This is a genomic window from Oerskovia flava (assembly GCF_026163685.1).
GTDB lineage: Bacteria > Actinomycetota > Actinomycetes > Actinomycetales > Cellulomonadaceae > Oerskovia_A > Oerskovia_A flava.
Window position 1 is genome coordinate 64,903 of the sequence record NZ_JAOXSR010000009.1, and the last position, 16,754, is coordinate 81,656.

Here is a 16,754-nt window from a genome sequence, read left to right on the forward strand (position 1 = left end):
CTCACCTCCTGACCGTCAGCCGAACGTGAACGTGAAGACCTGCACCTCCGGCGGCACCTCGAGCTCGACGACCCCCTCGGTCGGTCCCGACCCCTCGAGGACCGGGTAGAGGTTCGGGGCGCCCGTGACGTCGAGCTCGCGGCGGTCGACGCTCCCGTCCGCGTCGCGCACGTGCGCGACGACGGTCCCCTCCCCGCTCAGGACGGTGAAGACGTCGGTGCCGCGGTAGGCGAGGCGGACCCGCGCGTCGTCGGACACGGGCGTGGCGCCCTGGAAGTCGACCTCCCAGGTCCCGCCGAGCGAGAACGTGTCCTGCGGCTGCGGGTCGCTGAGCGTGTACTCCTGCTCGCCGGCGGCGTACCGGGGCTCGCCGGAGTAGTTGACGACCTTGCCCACGGAGAAGAACGTCTCCCGGGTCGTCTCACCGTCCGGTGTGGTGTCGTCGACGGCGGACGGTTCCGGGAGCTCGACGCCCGGGTTCGCGTCCTCGAGCAGCTCGCGGATGAGCTTCTCCGTGTTCGCGTAGCCTCCCTCGCCGAAGCGGATGTGGCGCACGGTGCCCTCGGCGTCGATGAGGTACTGGGCCGGCCAGTAGCGGTTCCGGTAGGTGGTCCAGGTGGAGTAGGAGTTGTCCTGCGCGACGGGGTACGTCACGCCGAGGTTCTCGGCGCCGGCGACGACGTTGCGCGTCTCCCGTTCGAACGCGAACTCCGGGGTGTGGATGCCGAGCACCTCGAACCCGTCGCCCACGTCGCCGTACGTCGCGTACCAGTCGTTGACGTGCGGGATCGCGCGCTGGCAGTTGATGCAGGAGTACGCCCAGAAGTCGACGAGCACGACCTGGCCGCGCAGGCCCTCGAGCGTGAGGGCTTCGTCGCCGGGGGTGTTGAACCAGTTCGTGATGCCGGTGAGCTCCGGGGCGGTGCCGCACTCCTCGAGCTCCGGCGCCCCGTTGGAGCAGTTCGAGAGCTCGCGGTTCTCGTCGGTGACGATGCCGCCGAGGTCGAGCGCCTGGCGCACGGTCTCGGACGAGTCGACGCGCTCCTGCAGCGCGCCGGTGTAGTCCGGCAGCGCCCGCTGCAGCGCGGCGGGCAGGTTGAACGCGAGCGCGACCGCGAGGGCGATCATCACGACGCCACCACCGACGCGGATGGCGCGGGCATGACGCTGGAAGGCCTTGACCCGCTCGGCGACCCGGCGACCGGCCAGGGCGAAGACGAGGAGCGGGATCGCGGCGCCCACCGCGAACGACACCGTGAGCGCGACCGTGTCGGCACCGATGTTGCCCGTCGCACCCGCGACCGTGATCGCCGCGAGCACGGGCCCCGCGCACGGGACGTAGAGGACGCCGAGGCCGAGGCCGAGCAGGAACGCGCCCTTGTCGGGCGACGTCCCGCCCCGCCGGGAGCCCAGCGCGGCGATGCGCGCGAACGGCTTCTCGAGGACCTCCTCGAACCGGGGCAGGATCATGCCGACACCGATGAGCGCGAGGAGCGTCAGCCCGGCCCATCGCAACAGGTCCTGCGGCAGCCCGAGCGCGTTCAGCAGGAGCGAGCCCAGCAGGGTGAAGACGCTGAAGCTCACCACAAGGCCCGCGATGACCAGGTAGGGGCGCCACGAACGCCGCCCGGCGGCACGGTCTGCCGTGCCTGCCCGACGGCGGGCGCTGCGCCCGTCGTCCCCGTCACCGGAGCCCTGGCGTCCGCCGTCGGCGGAGACGTCGAGGACGAGCGTGCCGCCCGCAGCGCGGGATGTGGCCGTACGGACCTGGCCCTTGGGCCCGACCGTCACGGCTCCGGGGAGGCCGGCGAACAGCGCCGGTGTCGGGCTGCCGGGCGACGTGCCCGCGTCCGGACCGTCGTCGGCGCCCGTGCGGGTGCCCCGGGCACCCTGCACACCGCCGGCGAAGAAGATCACCGGGAGCATCGGGAGGATGCACGGTGAGATGCCGGTGATGAGGCCACCGATCAGGCCGATGAGGATGAGGGTCTCCATGCACCCGGTTCGTCACGACGGCCCCCGCGGATGGCTCCGCAGAAAAAGTCCCCGTCCGACCCATCCACCCCTCGTCGGCCTCCGAACCACTCCTGAGACGCCCCGCACGCGGCGGGGCGACGACCCGAGGAGAGACCGATGAACGTTCGAACCCGCACCTCGTACGCCGTCGCCGGCATCGCCACGCTCGCGGTGCTCGGCCTGTCGGCCTGCAGCTCGGACACCGACACCGGCGCTGACGACACGATGACCGAGAGCGCCGACGACATGGCGACCGAGGACATGGAGTCGGACGACATGTCCGACGACATGGCAGAGGACATGGAGTCGGACGACGCCGACGACATGGCCATGGACCCGGCCGCGAACCTCGTGGGCCCCGGCTGCCAGGCCTACGCCACCGAGGTCCCGGACGGCGCCGGCTCCATCACCGGCATGTCGACCGACCCTGTCGCGGTCGCCGCCTCCAACAACCCGCTGCTGACCACGTTGGTCGCCGCGGTGAGCGGTGAGCTCAACCCCGACGTGAACCTCGTCGACACGCTCAACGGTGACGAGTTCACCGTCTTCGCGCCGGTGGACGACGCCTTCGCGCAGATCGACGAGGAGACCATCGAGGCCCTGTCGACCGACGCCGACCTGCTCACGCAGATCCTCACCTACCACGTGGTCCCCGGCCAGATGACGCCCGACCAGGTCGTCGGCGAGCAGACCACGGTCGAGGGCAGCACCCTCGAGGTCACCGGTGAGGGCGACGAGCTCATGGTGAACGACGCCAACGTCGTCTGCGGTGGAGTCATGACGCAGAACGCGACCGTCTACCTCGTCGACTCGGTGCTCATGCCGTCGATGTGACCTGACCCCCGGCCGCCGTTCCCGTCATGGTGCGGCGGCCGGTCCCTCGCTCCAGGAGTGCGAGGGAGGAAGAGCCGGGTGCGACCCCGGGCCTACGGCCTGGAGGAGCACCCGGCTCTTCTGTGTGCCCGGCCCTTCTGTGTGCCCGGCTCTTCTGTGAACTCGTTCCCGAGTGCGTGACGCCCGCCCCGCGACCTACGTCTCGAGCGCTACCACCGGGTCCGTGGTCGGCTGCTCGGACCCACCGGCCGGCTCGACCGTGACCGCCACCACGCGGCCGGGCGAGGCGTCCACGAGGGCCGTCGTCGCGCCGTCGCGCACCGTGAGGACACCGGCGGAGCTGATGGTGCCGTCGTCGATGACCCAGAGCTGGTAGTCCTCGTCCGGCCCTGCGGCGGGCAGCGCCGCGGTGGTGAAGAGCGCGTGGTCGCCGGACACGAGCACGCTCGCATCACCGCCCCCGGCGACGGGGGCGGCGACGAGCCGGGCGTCGGGGTCCGCGAGCATCTGCGCGACGACGTCCGCCTGCTCCTGCAGGGAGCGCTGCTCCTGGACCGCCTGGACCGCGAGGGTCGTCGGCACGGCGAACGCGGCGACGGCCGCGACGGCCGCGAGCGCCACCCCCCAGCGGCGGGGGGCACGCTGGGCGCCCTGCGGCGAGGTGCGGCGCGCGGGCGCACCGGCGGGTGCGGAGAACGGCGTCGTCGGCGCGGCGGCGAGGTCCTGCACGGCGGCGAGCGTCTGCGAGCGCAGGTGCGCGGGCGCGGGCGCGTCGACCGTGAAGGCCGCCACCACGTCCCGGTACTCGTCGAGCGCCACACGGGCGTCGGGGTCGGTCTCGAGCAGCCGCTCGACCGCTCGGCGCTCCAGGTCGTCGAGCGCGTCGAGCGCGTACGCCGGGAGGAGGTCCCACGCGCCGCCCGTCGGGGGGCCTCCGGTGCTCCCGGTGCCCTGGACGTCGTCAGCCACGGTTCACCCCCAGGCAGTCGCGCAGACGGATCAGCCCGTCGCGGATGCGGGTCTTCACGGTCGGCAGACCGGCTCCGAGCTCGGCGGCGACCTCCCGGTACGTCAGCCCGCCGTAGTAGGCACGCAGGACGGCGTCGCGCTGCGTCGGGGTGAGCGAGCCGAGGCAGTTGCGGACGGCGGCGGTCTCGAACGCCTGCTCGACCTCTTCCACGACGACGTCCCGCTCGCGCTCGCCCGCCTGCCGGTCGGCGTCGCGCTGGTCGCGGTTGCGGCGCGCCTGCTCCGCACGGACGCGGTCGACGGCGCGACGGCGCGCGAGCGTCACGACCCACGTGCGCGCGGAACCACGCGCGGGGTCGAACCGCGCGGCCGTCTGCCACACCTCGATCATCACCTCTTGCGTCACCTCCGCCGCGTGGTCAGGGTCACGGAGCACCGCGACCGCCGTGCCGTAGGCAGCCGGGGACAGCGCGTCGTAGACGGGGGCGAACGCGTCCGGATCTCCGTCGGCGCACGCACGCAGCGCGGCATCGAGAGCGTCTGGTTCGCTCGTCCTCACGGGTGGCACGCGGATCAGTCTGCCTCACCGCACCCGCACTCGTCCTGCCCGTCCGTCGCTCGTGTCCCGTCTCGTGCCCGGGCTGGTCCCGGATCTCCGTCGCGCTGCGCCGGGCGCAGCGCGTCCCCGACAGGTGTCGGGGCACCAGTGGTTCGACGCCGCCGGCCGCGCGGATGGGTCCGGCTCCGCCACCGCGCCGCCGTGCCGCTCAGAGGGCGGGAAGGAGGAGGTGGACGCGCTGCTCGTCGTAGCGGTCGCCGCCACGCCACTGCCCGCTCGCGCCCCAGTCCGAGCGCGCGTGCTCCGGGCGGTCAGGGCCACCGGGACGCAGCACCCCGCTGGCGCCGAGGATCTCCACGAGCGCGCGGTGCTCGGCGGCGGTGCCGGGCAGGGCGGGCTTGAGCGCGCGGACCAGGCCCCCGGCGGTGGTCGTCTCGGGGACCGCGCTGATCGTGTCCAGGACCGTGCGGAACAGGTCCCGGTCGGTCGGCGTCGGCAGGACAGGCTCGGTGAGGGCGAAGCGTTCGAGGTCGAACCGGGCGTAGTCGAGCTGGTCGTGGCGGACCCCGCCCCACTTGAGGCGCTCGAAGCTGAGCACGTTCAGGTCGAGGTCAGGGCTGGTCCGCCAGGCGACGAGCTCGGCGTCCGGGCGCGCGTCGCGACAGGTGTTGCAGGCGTGGCCGGCGCCCACGTACGGGTGCGAGGCCACGTGCTCGATCATGGACCAGCTCGCCAGTGCGGACCGCAGGTCCAGCCGTCGCGACGACAGGCTTGCGACGAAGACAGCCCCCACGCGCTGGGCGAAGGAGCGCTCGCGGAACGCCTGAACCGCCTCGACGCTCTCGTCGTGCGACCACGAGACGGGGTCGAACATCACGCCCTGCGCCATGGCGTACGCGAGGTCGTCCGGCGGCGTCGACCTCTCGTCGTCCTCGATCCACCCGTGGGACCAGTAGGTCCGGAACAGGATCCGCTTCGCCCTGGCATCTACCATGCAGGGAGACAAGCACAGACCGACCGCTGGACGCTCCGGTGCCCAGCGGTCGGCCGGGCCGGCCGCGCCCGCCGGAGCGGGCGCGCGCGGGTCAGGCCCGGCGCTCCCGCACCGCGGCGGCCAGCTCGCCGAGCAGCGTGGCGGTCGTGTCCCAGTCCATGCACGCGTCCGTGACCGACTGCCCGTAGGTCAGGCCCGACGGCGCGGGCTTCTGGGCACCCGCGACGAGGAAGCTCTCCATCATCAGCCCCGTGATGCCCTGCTCCCCCGCGGCCAGGCGCGCCGCGAGCTCGCGCACGACCTCCGCCTGGCGCACGTGGTCCTTGCCCGAGTTGCCGTGCGACGCGTCGACGACGAGGCCGTGCTCCGCGGCCCCGCCCAGGCCCGAGGTGCGCGCCACGGCGAGGGCGTCCGCGACGTCGTCCACCCCGTAGTTGGGCCCGGAGCGCCCACCGCGCAGGATGACGTGGCAGTCAGGGTTGCCCGCGGTCTCCACCGCGGCCGCCCGGCCCTCGCCGTCCATGCCGAAGAACGTGTGCTCGCTCGCGGCCGTGATGCAGCCGTCCACCGCGATCTGCACGTCACCGTCGGTCGCGTTCTTGAACCCGATGGGCATGGACAGGCCCGACGCGAGCTGGCGGTGCACCTGGCTCTCCGCGTTGCGCGCACCGATGGCGCCCCAGGACACGGCGTCCGCGATGTACTGCGGGCTCGTCGGCTCGAGGAACTCGCACGCGGCCGGCACACCGGCGTCGAGCACGCCGAGCAGCACCTCGCGGGCGAGGCGCAGGCCGTGGTGCACGTCGTGCGACCCGTCGAGGTGCGGGTCGTTGATGAGGCCCTTCCACCCGACGGTGGTGCGCGGCTTCTCGAAGTACACCCGCATGACGATCGCGAGGTCGTCGCTCAGGTCACGGGCGACCTCACCGAGACGGCGGGCGTAGTCGAGCGCCGCCTGGGGGTCGTGCACCGAGCACGGGCCGACGATGACGAGCAGGCGGTCGTCGTCACCGACGAGGATGTCGCGGACCTCGCGGCGCGACGCGGTCACCAGGTCGCTGCGGGTCACGCCGAGCGGCAGGTCCGCCAGCATCCCGAGCGGGGCCGGCAACGGGTCGAGCGCGCTGATGCGCAGGTCGCTCGTCGAGGCCTGCAGCTCGGTGCGTGCGTCGTCGCTCACGACTCCGACGGTATCGCGGTGGGCTGTCGCACCGACGGTATCGCTGTCGGCTGCAGGGCGGGGGGCGGTGGTGCTGGTCACGAGGGGCTCCTGAAGGTGCGGGTTCTGCTGGGCGGGGGTCGGCTGGGCCCAGACGGGAACCGGCTCACCGTCTCGTGTCGGAGTCGGCCCGTCTGAATGACGAAGGGCCCGGACGCAGGTCGCGTCCAAGGCCCTGTGCTGGCTCCGGGTGGAAGGTTGGTCAGGCGAACGCCCGCTCGGCTCCACCGGGAGCCAGCGTAAAGCGCCAATACCAACGAACGTTGTCCACGCCGGGACCATAGCACAGGACCGCCGAGCGTCACCCGGCCGGTCCGCCGCGGACCCAAGAGTGTCCATGACCGACACGGACGCCCCGTGACACACTGCCAGCGCCTAGGCTCGCCCCATGCCGATCCCCGACTTCGTCGCCGCCCTGCGCACCCGCATCGGGACCGACCTGCTGTGGATGCCCGGCGTCTCCGCCGTCGTGGTGGACGACGACGGCCGCCTGCTGCTCGGCCGGCGCGCCGACACCGGGCAGTGGGCCGTGATCAGCGGCATCCTCGAACCCGGGGAGGACCCGGCCGTCGGCCTCGCGCGCGAGGTGCTCGAGGAGACCGGGGTCGAGGTCGTCGTGGACGCGCTGACCGCCGTGACCGTCACCGAACCGGTGCAGTACCCCAACGGCGACCGCAGCCAGTACCTCGACCTGTGCTTCCTGTGCCGACCCGTGTCCCCCGCGTCCGCGGCCGGCGCCCACGTCGCCGACGACGAGTCGCTCGCCGTGGCGTGGTTCGCCCCCGACGACCTGCCCGACGACGTCGCGAGCTCGACCGCGGAACGGCTCGGCCACACCCTCGGCTGGCTCGCGGAACCCGGGGCCGGGCCGTTCTTCGTGCGCTGACGCTCGCCGGCGGCGTCGACCGTCAGGGATGCCAGCGCAGCCGGAGCACGCACGCGTCGTCACGCTCGTGGGCGGTGCTGTCGAGGGACCGCTCGACGAGTCCGTCCGTCCACGGCCCGTGCCGGGCCGAGCGCGCAGCGGCCTCCGCGAGGAGGTCCAGGCCACGCTGGAGCGACCGGTCGCGGCGCTCCACGACCCCGTCGGTGTAGAGCAGCACCGAGTCGCCCGCCGCGAGCCGGACCTCGTGCTCCCCGCGCGGCCCCGCACCGGGGACGCCCAGCGGTGTGGAGCGCCCCTCCCACAGGAACGTGGCGTCGCCGTCGCGCAGGTGCAGCGGCGGCAGGTGGCCGGCGCAGGCGAAGCGCATCGCGCCGGTCCCGAGGTCGAGCGCGGCGTACACGACCGTCGCCATGAAGCCCACCCCGCGGCGGGTGACGAAGTCGTCGAGCCCGTCGAGCAGGGCGGCCGGGCCTGTCCGCGGCCCGGCGAGCACCCTCGCGGCCGTCCGGAGCTGGCCCATGGTGATCGCCGCCTGCAGTCCCCGCCCCACGACGTCGCCCACCAGCACGGCGAGCGTCCGGTCGTCGACGAGGAACGCGTCGTACCAGTCGCCGCCGACCTCCAGGTCACGCACCCCGGGCCGGTACACCGACGTCACCGTGAACCGCGGGTCCGCGGGCAGGTCGTGCTCGAGCATCGCCCGCTGCAGCTCGTGGGCCACGGACACGCTCTGCTCGTGCATCGCCGCACGGTCGAGCGCGAGACCCGCCTGCTGGCCGACGACCGCGAGGACCGCGAGGTCCGGCGGGTCGTCCCCCGGCCGGTCGTGCGGGGTGAGCACGAGCACACCGTGCACCGAGCGCCCGCCTGCCAGCGGGACGATCACCACGCCGTCCGACGCGGTCACCACGCGCTGCCCGTGGAGCGGCGGCAGCTCCACCGCCCCTCGCTCACCGACCGACCCGTGCTCACCAACTGACCCGTGCTCGCCCACCGACCCGGCGAACGTCAGCCCGTCGCGGGCGCCGTCGAGCCACAGGGACGCCGACCGCGCACCGAGGTCCCGCACGGCGGCGCCGAGCACCGTGCGCCGCACTCCCTCGACCCCGGCGGCGGCGGACAGCGCCTCGGTCACCCGCTGCACGGTCTGCAGCCGAGCGGCCGCTCGCTCGGCCTCCGCGCGCGCGACGACGAGCTCACGCTCGAAGCGGGTGCGTTCCCGTGCGGCCGCCAGCGTGACGTCGTAGGCGACCGGTCCGTCCGCCGCGCTCCGCGCGACCGAGAGCAGGACCGGCAGCCGCCCCTGGGCGCCGCGCAGCTCGACCGCGACCTCCTCGACGGTCCCCTGCAGGCTCAGCAGAGGCCCGACGTGCGTCTCCCAGTAGATCCTCCCGCCGACCGTCAGGACGTCCGCGAGGCGCAGACCACCCTCACCCACGGGCAGGTCGGCGCGCCCGGTCCAGCGCCAGAAGGTGTCGTTCGCGTCGAGGATGGTGCCGTCGGTGCCCAGCCGCAGCAGCCCGACGGGCGCCTCGGCCCACGCCCGCGCGCGGTCCTGGGTCGTCACGGGCCGAGGAACTGGCGCATCGCGCCGACCAGCTCGTCGGGAGCGCTGAGGTTGGGGCAGTGCCCGACGGCGTCGATCAGGGCGAACGTGCTGTCGGGAAGCTGGTCGTGCACGAACCGGCCGACCTCGACCGGTGCGATCACGTCCTCGCGGCACTGGACCACCAGGGACGGCGCGCGGACCCCTGCGAGGTCGGCGCGGTTGTCGGAGAGGAACGTCGTGCGGGCGAAGCGCCGGGCGATCGCCGGGTCGGTCCGGCAGAAGGCCTCGGTGAGCTCGGCGCCCAGCTCGGGCCGCTCGGCGTTCCCCATGATCACCGGCGCCATCACGCTCGACCAGCCGAGGTAGTTCTCGTCCATCGTCGCCAGCAGCTCGTCGATCTCGTCGGCACTGAACCCGCCCCGGTACCCGGGCGCGTCGACGTAGCGCGGGCTGGGACCGACGAGCACGAGGCGGTCGAACAGGTCGGGACGTCGCCCCTCGGCCAGGACGCCGATCATGGCGCTCACCGAGTGGCCGACGAATACCACGGGCCCGAGCGACAGCTCGTCGAGCAGGGCGATCACGTCGTCGGCGTAGCCCGCGAGGTCGGCGTGCCGGACCGGGTCGTACGCCGCGGGGTCCGCGCCACCGGCCCCGACGTGGTCGAACAGCACGACGCGGTACTCGTCCGCGAACTGCGGCGCGACGTAGCGCCACATCGACTGGTCGCAGCCGAAGCCATGCGCGAGCACCATCGCCTGCGCCTCGGCCGGTCCGGTGAGGCGGACGTCGTGCTGCGCCAGGTCCACGAGGACAGCGTAGGGCTCCGCGGCCCCGGCGTGACGCCCCCACGGCGACGGATCAGTCCGTCCGGTACCTCGAAACGAAGGCCGCGAGGAGGCGGTGCGGCGCCCACACGTCGCCCGCACGTACCCGGGCCGCGACGACGTCCGCCTCCTCGGCGGGGAAGTACCCGAAGTCCCGGTACACCTCGATCCGGGTGAGGATGCCGTCGAGGTCGAGCTCGGGGTGGAACTGCGTCGCGTACAGGTGGGAGCGCACACGGAACATCTGGACGGGGCACGTCGGGCTCGACGCGAGGAGCACCGCGTGCGCGGGCAGCTCCCGCACGGCCTCCTTGTGCCCGACGTACGCCTCGAACGTGCGGGGCAGACCGGCCAGCAACGGGTCGGCACGGCCGGCGTCGGTGAGGGTGACGGTCACCGGGGAGATCGGCTCGGCGTACGTCTCGTCGATGACGGCGCCCTGGTGGCGTCCCAGCGTCCCGACGCCGTAGCAGGCCCCGAGGAAGGGGAAGTCCCGGTCCACGATCTCGTCGAGCAGCGGCTCGAGCTCGGCCTCCACCCGGACCTGGACGGCGGACTTGGTCGCCGGGTCGTCCGCGGAGTTGAAAGGGCTGCCGCCGACGAGCACCCCCGCGTAGTCGTCGAGGCGGATCGGCGGCAACGGCCCGTCCTCCATCCGGACGCGGTGCAGCTCGCCGGTGCTCAGCCCGCCGAACCGGCACATGGCGGCGTACTCGCCGTCGGCCGCGACGTCGTCGGCCCGCGAGGCCAGCAGGAGGAACGGCTTCATGTCTCGGAGCCTATGCGGCGCGCAGGACGGGGGCGCTCTGGCGAGCACCCCCGTCCTGCGGCCCGTCCGGGCCCGCGGGTACGTCAGCTCCAGCGGAACAGCTTGACGCCCAGCGGCAGCAGCACCGCGGTCCAGGCCGCCATGACGACGACCTGCAGCGTCGGGAAGTCCTGAACGAACCAGCCGGCGGTCATCGCCTGCGCCGCCGCCCCGAGGGGGGTGAACTGGGCGACCCGCTCGACCGCCTCCGGCATCATCGGCCCCGGGGTCCACAGCCCCGACAGGAACAGCAGCGGGAAGTAGACGAGCGTCCCGATCGCCGACGCCGTGCTCGCCGTGGATGCGCGGGCGGCGATGAGCGTCCCGAGCGAGTACATCGCCGCGACCGCGAGCACGAAGGACAGCACGACCGTGCCGGTCGACTCCGGCACCGGCAGGCCGAACGCGAGCTGGGCGACGACGAGCGCCAGCACCGCCGCGACCGTCACCGCGACGAGGTTGATCACCAGGTGCGCCAGGAGGATCGCCTGAGGTCGCATCGGCGTCGTCGAGAGCCGCCGCAGGACCCCCTTCTCCCGGAACGTCGCGATGTGGACCGGCATCGTCGTCAGCGCCGGTGTCGCGATCGCCGCCGCCAGCACGATCGGCACGAACGCCGCGATCGCGACGAGCCCTTCCCACGGCGGCTCGGCCCCCGTGATCGGGTCACGCATGCCCGGGATCGCGAAGCCCACGCCGAGCAGCAGCACCGTGGGGAAGGCCAGCGCGAAGAACACCGTCCCCGGCTCGCGGAGCCACAGCCGTGCCTCGGTCGCGAGCATCGCCCCGAAGCCTCTCCGGCCCGTCCGCGCTCGTCCGGCACCTCGCAGGGATGTCGTGGTCGCCGTCGCGGTCATGATCGTGCTCCTTCCGAGCGGGTCGTCGTGCCGGCGCCGGACTCGGCGCCGGTGTCGGGGTCGTAGGTCCGGCCCGTGACGTGGACGAACACGTCCTCCAGGGACCGGGAGACGGTGCGGACGCCGTCGGGCACCAGGTCCTCCTCCGCGAGCGCCCGCTCGACGGCGAGCATCATCCGGGGCGTGCCGACCACCACGACCTCGCGACCCTCGGTCGTGACCGACGTGACGTCGGCGAGGCCGGCGAGGATGTGCTCGGCCCGCTGCGTCTCGCCGGCGGGGACGCGGAGCCGGACGGTGCGGCCGGCGTCGATGCTGTCGATGAGCTCGGCGGGCGTGCCCGCCGCGACGACGCGACCACGGTCGATGATGACGAGGCGGTCGCACAGGCGCTCCGCCTCCTCCATGAAGTGCGTGACGAGCAGGATCGTCACGCCGCGGTCGCGCACACGCTCGACCAGCTCCCAGGTGGCGCGCCGCGCCTGCGGGTCGAGGCCGGTCGTCAGCTCGTCGAGGATCGCGACCTGGGGGTCGCCCACGAGCGCGAGCGCGATCGACAGCCGCTGCTTCTGCCCGCCCGAGAGCTTGCCGAACGCGACGTCGCGGTGCTCGTCAAGGTCGAGGAGCCTCAGCAGCTCCGCCGTGTCGGCCGGTGCGTCGTAGAAGGACGCGAACAGACGCATCGCCTCGGCGACCGTGATCTTGTCGTTGAGCGCGGACTCCTGGAGCTGGACGCCCAGCGTGGAGCGGACGAGCTCCGGGTGGGCCTGCGGGTCCACCCCGAGCACGCGGACCGCGCCGCCGTCGGCCTGACGCAGTCCCGCGAGGCACTCGACCGTCGTCGTCTTGCCGGCCCCGTTCGGACCGAGCACGCCGAAGATCTCGCCGCGGCGGACGCTGAACGACACGTCCTCGACGGCGACCTTCGTGCCGTCCTTCGTGGCGTACTCCTTGCGGAGGTTCCGGACCTCGACAGCGATGCTGCCGCCGTCGGGCTGGTGGGTGGTGCGGGTCATGGTGACCTCCCTGAGGGTGTGGTCGACCGCCGGGCGGCGCGCGGCGCCGTCCGAGATCGGGTGGGGTGGTGTGTGGTGCGGAGGTCAGCCCGTGACGGACTGACCGAACTCGACGGGACGGACGGGGATGGCGCGCAGGACGACCTGCAGGATGGCGGCGGCGAGCGCCACGGCGGCGAGCCCGCCGAGCGGTACCAGCCAGCCCGACATCTCGGGCACGCCGAGCGCGCCGGACAGCGGGCTGCCGAAGTAGCCGGACTGCAGCGTGGTCTCCGCGACCAGGAGCGGGACGAGCGCGACCGGGATGAGCAGCGTCCCGAGCCAGCCGCCCGTGCGGTAGTAGGCGAGCGCGATGATCATGCCCGCGAGGAAGTACACCGTGCAGTAGAGCGACTCGACGACCAGCACGGAACCGATCTGCGACCAGTCGCCGTAGACCGCCCGCTCGGGCTCGATCGTCCAGCCCTGGCGGGTGAACAGCCAGCCCCCGCACCACAGGACGAGCGTCGTCGCCAGGCCGAACGTCACGCCCGTGACCAGGCTGCCGGCCCACAGGCCGTGCGTGAGGGAACGGCGTGTGCCGCCTGCCGACACGTGCAGGGCGATCATGCCGAGCGGCAGGATGATGCCCAGCACGAGCAGGAAGAACCTCGCCGACGACGCCGGGCCCCCGACCGCGCTGATGCTCACGTCGTCCCCGCGCAGCTCGATGTAGAGGATGACCGCGCCGATCGCGAGGACGACCACCCAGTACGCCGCTCCGACGAGCCATGCCGACCTCACGAGGTACGTGGCCGCCGCGCGGGTGCCCCGCCGGTGGGCACGTGCCGCCATCGCCCGGGCCGCCTGCGACCCTGCGTGCGTGCTGGTCTGCTCGGGCGTGCTCATCGTGCGTCCTCCTTCAGGTCGGAGCTCTTGCGGGTCAGGTGGACGAAGAGGTCCTGCAGCGGTACCGCTCCGATCTCGAGGCCGGCCTGCGTCGCGGCCGCGCGCTGCGCGGCGTCGAGCTCGCCGAAGAGCGTGACCTGCGACGTCGGGCCCAGGTGCTGGCGGGCCAGCACCTGGTGACCGGCGACGAAGGGCTCGATCGTGTCGGCCGGGCCCGTGAGGCTCACGCCCCGCCCCCGCACGTCCTCGGCCGGCTCGGCGAGCAGGACGCGCCCGCGGTCGATGACCACGACGTCCTCGAACAGCCGCTCGACCTCGTCGATGAGGTGGCTCGAGAGCAGGATCGTGCGGGGGTGCTCGGTGTAGTCCGCGACGAGCGCGTCGTAGAAGGCGTAGCGGCTGGGCGCGTCCATCCCGAGGTAGACCTCGTCGAAGATCGTCAGCGGGGCGCGGGACGCGAGCCCGATCACCGCGCCCAGCGCCGAGCGCTTGCCGCGCGACAGGGCGTCCGGGGACTTGCGGACGTCGACCTCGAGCTCGTCGAGCAGCCGTCCCGCCAGGTCCGCGTCCCAGTCGGGGCGCAGGTCCGCGTAGTAGTCGAGCGTGTCGCACGCCTTGCTGTCGCCCCAGACGTCGCCGCTCTCGCGCACGAGCTGCGTGTGCATCATCACCCACGGGTTCTCGAACGGGTCGTCGAGCGGCCCACCGGCCGGGCCGACGAGGACGGAGCCGGACGTCGGCCGGCGGAACGCGGCGAGCAGCGCGGCGAGCGTCGTCTTGCCGGCCCCGTTGCGCCCGAGCAGGCCCGTGATCGTGCCGGGGCGGATCGAGAGGGTCACGCCGTCGAGCGCACGCTCGGTGTCCTTGCGGCCGTAGCGCACGACGACGTCACGCAGCTCGGCGCCGAAGGGTGCGGTGGTCATGGGTTCACGCCTCCGGGTACGAGGGGGTGCGGGGGGTCGTCGACCGGCCGAGGACGTGGTCGACGATGTCGGCGGCCGGGATACCGAGCAGGTCGGCCTGGACGAGCGCCGGGCCGAGCACGTCCGCGAAGTAGTGCTCGCGGTGCTCGGCGAGCAGGCGCTCGCGGGCACCGGTCGCGACGAACATGCCGACGCCGCGGCGCTTGTAGAGCACGCCCTCGTCGACGAGCCCGGCGAACGCCTTGGCCGCCGTGGCCGGGTTGATGCGGAACGTCGTGGCGTACTGCGTGGTCGACATGACCTGCTCCTCCTCCGCGAGGTCCCCGCTGAGGACCTGGGCACGGATCTGCTGGGCGATCTGGAGGTAGATGGGCTCCGGTCCGTCGAACATGCACCCATCCTCTCGCGTTCTCTGGTTCTACGGTTCGTTACTTCACTAATGAACCATAGAGCAACGCGAAAGGTCAACCCGCCCACGCGAAGTAGAACCCCGGTCGCCGAGGTAGAACCCTGGTCGCGGACCAGGGTTCTACCTCGCAGACTGGGGTTCTATCTCGGCGACCGGAGTACGGGAGGTGGACGTGTGGGAGCGAGTGTGGGGTCCGCGTGCGAGCACTCCGGCGGCGCGCCGTGGGCCGAGCCGCTGAGCACCGCCACCAGCCTCGCGTTCGTCGCGGTCGGCCTCGCGCTGTGGCTCACCCGCACCCGACGGTCCGACGCCGGCGCTCCCCCGGGCACCCAGCTCGCCTTCGCGCTGCTCGTGGCGCTCGTCGGGGTCGGCTCGGTCGTCCAGCACGGACCGGCGCCCTCCTGGAACCCCGTGGCCCACGACCCGCCGCTCTTCGGGGTGCTGGCACTGGTCGCCGCGGACGCGCTCGCCGACCTCACCGGCCGGCGGATGCGCACCTGGTGGTGGCTCGTCCCGACCCTCGGGTGCGTGGTGCTCGCGGCCGTCTCGACGACCGGGTCGATGATCGCCCAGGTGGTCACCGCCGTCGTGGCGGTCGGCGCGTCGCTGCTCCGCGCGTGGTGGCGCCCGGCCGTCCGGGCGCGACTCCTCACCGCGATGGCGCTCCTCGCCGTCGGCTCGGCCGTCGGCACGCTCAGCCGCACCGGCTGGCTCCTGTGCGACCCGGGCTCCTGGTTCCAGGGTCACGCCCTGTGGCACGTCCTCGCGGCAGCAGCACTGTGGGTGCTGGCCCCGACGCTCGGCACCCACGTGGCCCCGCAGCACGAAGAAGAACCCCTGTCCGCGAGGTAGAACCCTGGTCTGGACCAGGGTTCTACCTCGCGGACAGGGGTTCTCTCTCGCGGACTAGGGTTCTACCTCGCGCTTCAGGCCGGGACGCGGTCCGCCGCGACGAGCTCGGCGATCTGCACCGCGTTGAGCGCCGCGCCCTTGCGCAGGTTGTCGTTCGACACGAACAGCACGAGACCGCGCCCGCCCGGCACCGACCGGTCCGCCCGGATGCGACCCACGAACGAGGGGTCCGCACCGGCGGCCTGGAGCGGCGTCGGGACGTCGGCGAGCTCGACACCCGGGGCGGCGGCGAGCAGCTCGCGCGCACGCTCGGGCGACAGCGGCTCGGCGAACTCGGCGTGGATCGCGAGCGAGTGCCCCGTGAACACCGGCACACGCACGCACGTGCCCGCCACGAGCAGGTCCGGCAGGCCGAGGATCTTGCGCGACTCGTTGCGGAGCTTCTGCTCCTCGTCGGTCTCCTCCGAGCCGTCGTCGACGATCGACCCGGCGAGCGGGATCACGTTGAACGCGATGTTCCGCACGTACTTGACGGGCTCGGGGAAGGTGACCGCGCCGCCGTCGTGCACCAGGCCGAGAGTGTCCTGGTCGGTGCCGGCACGCACCTGGGTGTCGAGCTCCTCGGCACCGGCCAGGCCGGAACCGGACACCGCCTGGTAGGTCGACACGATGAGGCGCTCCAGGCCCGCGGCGTCCGCGAGCGGCTTGAGCACGGGCATCGCGGCCATGGTGGTGCAGTTCGGGTTGGCGATGATGCCCTTGCGGACCTCACGGATCGCCTCCGGGTTCACCTCGGAGACGACCAGCGGGACGTCGGGGTCGAGGCGCCAGGCCGACGAGTTGTCGATCACGACGGCGCCCGCCTCGGCGAACCGCGGCGCCTGCGCCCGCGAGGTCGTGCCCCCGGCGGAGAACAGGGCGACGTCGATGCCCCGCAGGTCCTCGGTGGGCGTGGCCGCGGTGTCCTCGACGACGACGTCCTGGCCGCGGAACGGCAGCGTCGTGCCCGCCGACCGGGCCGAGGCGAAGAAGCGGATGCTCGCGATCGGGAAGTCGCGCTCCTCGAGGAGCCGGCGCATGACCGCGCCGACCTGCCCCGTGGCGCCGACGACCGCGAGGTGCAGTCCGTGCTGTGCGTGCTCGCTCAT

At 73.2% G+C, this 16,754-nt stretch carries 17 protein-coding genes; 3 read left to right on the forward strand and 14 right to left on the reverse strand.

Annotation, left to right across the window (positions count from 1 at the left end; translation table 11 throughout):
* Positions 1-15: 15 nt before the first annotated feature.
* Positions 16-1,995 (reverse strand): cytochrome c biogenesis protein DipZ, encoded by a 1,980-nt coding sequence (locus tag OHL10_RS14445; RefSeq protein WP_265522932.1) that lies wholly within the window; start codon positions 1,993-1,995, stop codon positions 16-18.
* A 138-nt stretch (positions 1,996-2,133) separates the two neighbouring features.
* Here OHL10_RS14445 and OHL10_RS14450 point away from each other — a divergent pair, with 138 nt between their 5' ends.
* A complete protein-coding gene (locus OHL10_RS14450) occupies positions 2,134-2,850 on the forward strand; it encodes a fasciclin domain-containing protein (protein WP_265522933.1) in 717 nt (238 codons plus the stop codon).
* Positions 2,851-3,045: 195 nt separating this feature from the next.
* On the opposite strand, the gene OHL10_RS14455 is transcribed toward OHL10_RS14450, so the two are convergent.
* From OHL10_RS14455 to OHL10_RS14470, 4 genes are all read right to left on the reverse strand, one after another.
* Positions 3,046-3,819 (reverse strand): anti-sigma factor, encoded by a 774-nt coding sequence (locus tag OHL10_RS14455; protein ID WP_265522934.1) that lies wholly within the window; start codon positions 3,817-3,819, stop codon positions 3,046-3,048.
* Positions 3,812-4,387, reverse strand: coding sequence for an ECF RNA polymerase sigma factor SigK (gene sigK, locus OHL10_RS14460; protein WP_265522935.1), 576 nt, complete (start codon positions 4,385-4,387; stop codon positions 3,812-3,814). The genes OHL10_RS14455 and sigK overlap by 8 nt, the downstream gene beginning before the upstream one ends.
* 199 nt (positions 4,388-4,586) lie before the next feature.
* Positions 4,587-5,372, reverse strand: a complete 786-nt coding sequence (locus OHL10_RS14465) for a hypothetical protein (protein ID WP_265522936.1) — start codon at positions 5,370-5,372, stop codon at positions 4,587-4,589.
* Between the two features lie 91 nt (positions 5,373-5,463).
* A complete protein-coding gene (locus OHL10_RS14470; RefSeq protein WP_265522937.1) occupies positions 5,464-6,552 on the reverse strand; it encodes a 3-deoxy-7-phosphoheptulonate synthase in 1,089 nt (362 codons plus the stop codon).
* 427 nt (positions 6,553-6,979) lie between these two features.
* Between OHL10_RS14470 and OHL10_RS14475 the strand changes: the two genes are divergently transcribed.
* The gene (locus OHL10_RS14475) at positions 6,980-7,477 is read left to right on the forward strand and encodes an NUDIX hydrolase (protein ID WP_265522938.1); all 498 of its coding nucleotides are present in this window, start codon (positions 6,980-6,982) and stop codon (positions 7,475-7,477) included.
* A 22-nt stretch (positions 7,478-7,499) separates the two neighbouring features.
* Here the strand turns inward: OHL10_RS14475 and OHL10_RS14480 are convergent, their stop codons facing one another.
* From OHL10_RS14480 to OHL10_RS14515, 8 genes are all read right to left on the reverse strand, one after another.
* Positions 7,500-9,044 (reverse strand): PP2C family protein-serine/threonine phosphatase, encoded by a 1,545-nt coding sequence (locus OHL10_RS14480; RefSeq protein ID WP_265522939.1) that lies wholly within the window; start codon positions 9,042-9,044, stop codon positions 7,500-7,502.
* Positions 9,041-9,835, reverse strand: coding sequence for an alpha/beta fold hydrolase (locus OHL10_RS14485; RefSeq protein ID WP_322645569.1), 795 nt, complete (start codon positions 9,833-9,835; stop codon positions 9,041-9,043). Before OHL10_RS14485 ends, OHL10_RS14480 begins: the two co-directional genes overlap by 4 nt.
* 52 nt (positions 9,836-9,887) lie before the next feature.
* The gene (locus tag OHL10_RS14490; RefSeq protein ID WP_265522940.1) at positions 9,888-10,622 is read right to left on the reverse strand and encodes a glutamine amidotransferase; all 735 of its coding nucleotides are present in this window, start codon (positions 10,620-10,622) and stop codon (positions 9,888-9,890) included.
* A gap of 83 nt (positions 10,623-10,705) precedes the next feature.
* Positions 10,706-11,518, reverse strand: coding sequence for an ABC transporter permease (locus OHL10_RS14495; RefSeq protein WP_265522941.1), 813 nt, complete (start codon positions 11,516-11,518; stop codon positions 10,706-10,708).
* Complete coding sequence (locus tag OHL10_RS14500; protein WP_265522942.1) at positions 11,515-12,534, reverse strand: ABC transporter ATP-binding protein; 1,020 nt, start codon at positions 12,532-12,534, stop codon at positions 11,515-11,517. The genes OHL10_RS14495 and OHL10_RS14500 overlap by 4 nt, the downstream gene beginning before the upstream one ends.
* Before the next feature lie 84 nt (positions 12,535-12,618).
* Entirely contained in the window at positions 12,619-13,422 is an 804-nt protein-coding gene (locus OHL10_RS14505; protein WP_265522943.1) for a hypothetical protein, read from the reverse strand.
* Positions 13,419-14,345, reverse strand: coding sequence for an ATP-binding cassette domain-containing protein (locus tag OHL10_RS14510; RefSeq protein WP_265522944.1), 927 nt, complete (start codon positions 14,343-14,345; stop codon positions 13,419-13,421). The genes OHL10_RS14505 and OHL10_RS14510 overlap by 4 nt, the downstream gene beginning before the upstream one ends.
* Before the next feature lie 4 nt (positions 14,346-14,349).
* Positions 14,350-14,736 carry a GntR family transcriptional regulator gene (locus tag OHL10_RS14515; protein WP_265522945.1) on the reverse strand — a complete coding sequence of 129 codons (387 nt, stop codon included), beginning with the start codon at positions 14,734-14,736 and terminating at the stop codon, positions 14,350-14,352.
* A 192-nt stretch (positions 14,737-14,928) separates the two neighbouring features.
* On the opposite strand from OHL10_RS14515, the gene OHL10_RS14520 reads away from it, so the two are divergent.
* Positions 14,929-15,606: a hypothetical protein gene (locus OHL10_RS14520; protein WP_265522946.1), complete on the forward strand. Its 678-nt coding sequence runs from the start codon at positions 14,929-14,931 to the stop codon at positions 15,604-15,606.
* Positions 15,607-15,680: 74 nt separating this feature from the next.
* Here the strand turns inward: OHL10_RS14520 and OHL10_RS14525 are convergent, their stop codons facing one another.
* The gene (locus tag OHL10_RS14525) at positions 15,681-16,754 is read right to left on the reverse strand and encodes an aspartate-semialdehyde dehydrogenase (RefSeq protein WP_265522947.1); all 1,074 of its coding nucleotides are present in this window, start codon (positions 16,752-16,754) and stop codon (positions 15,681-15,683) included.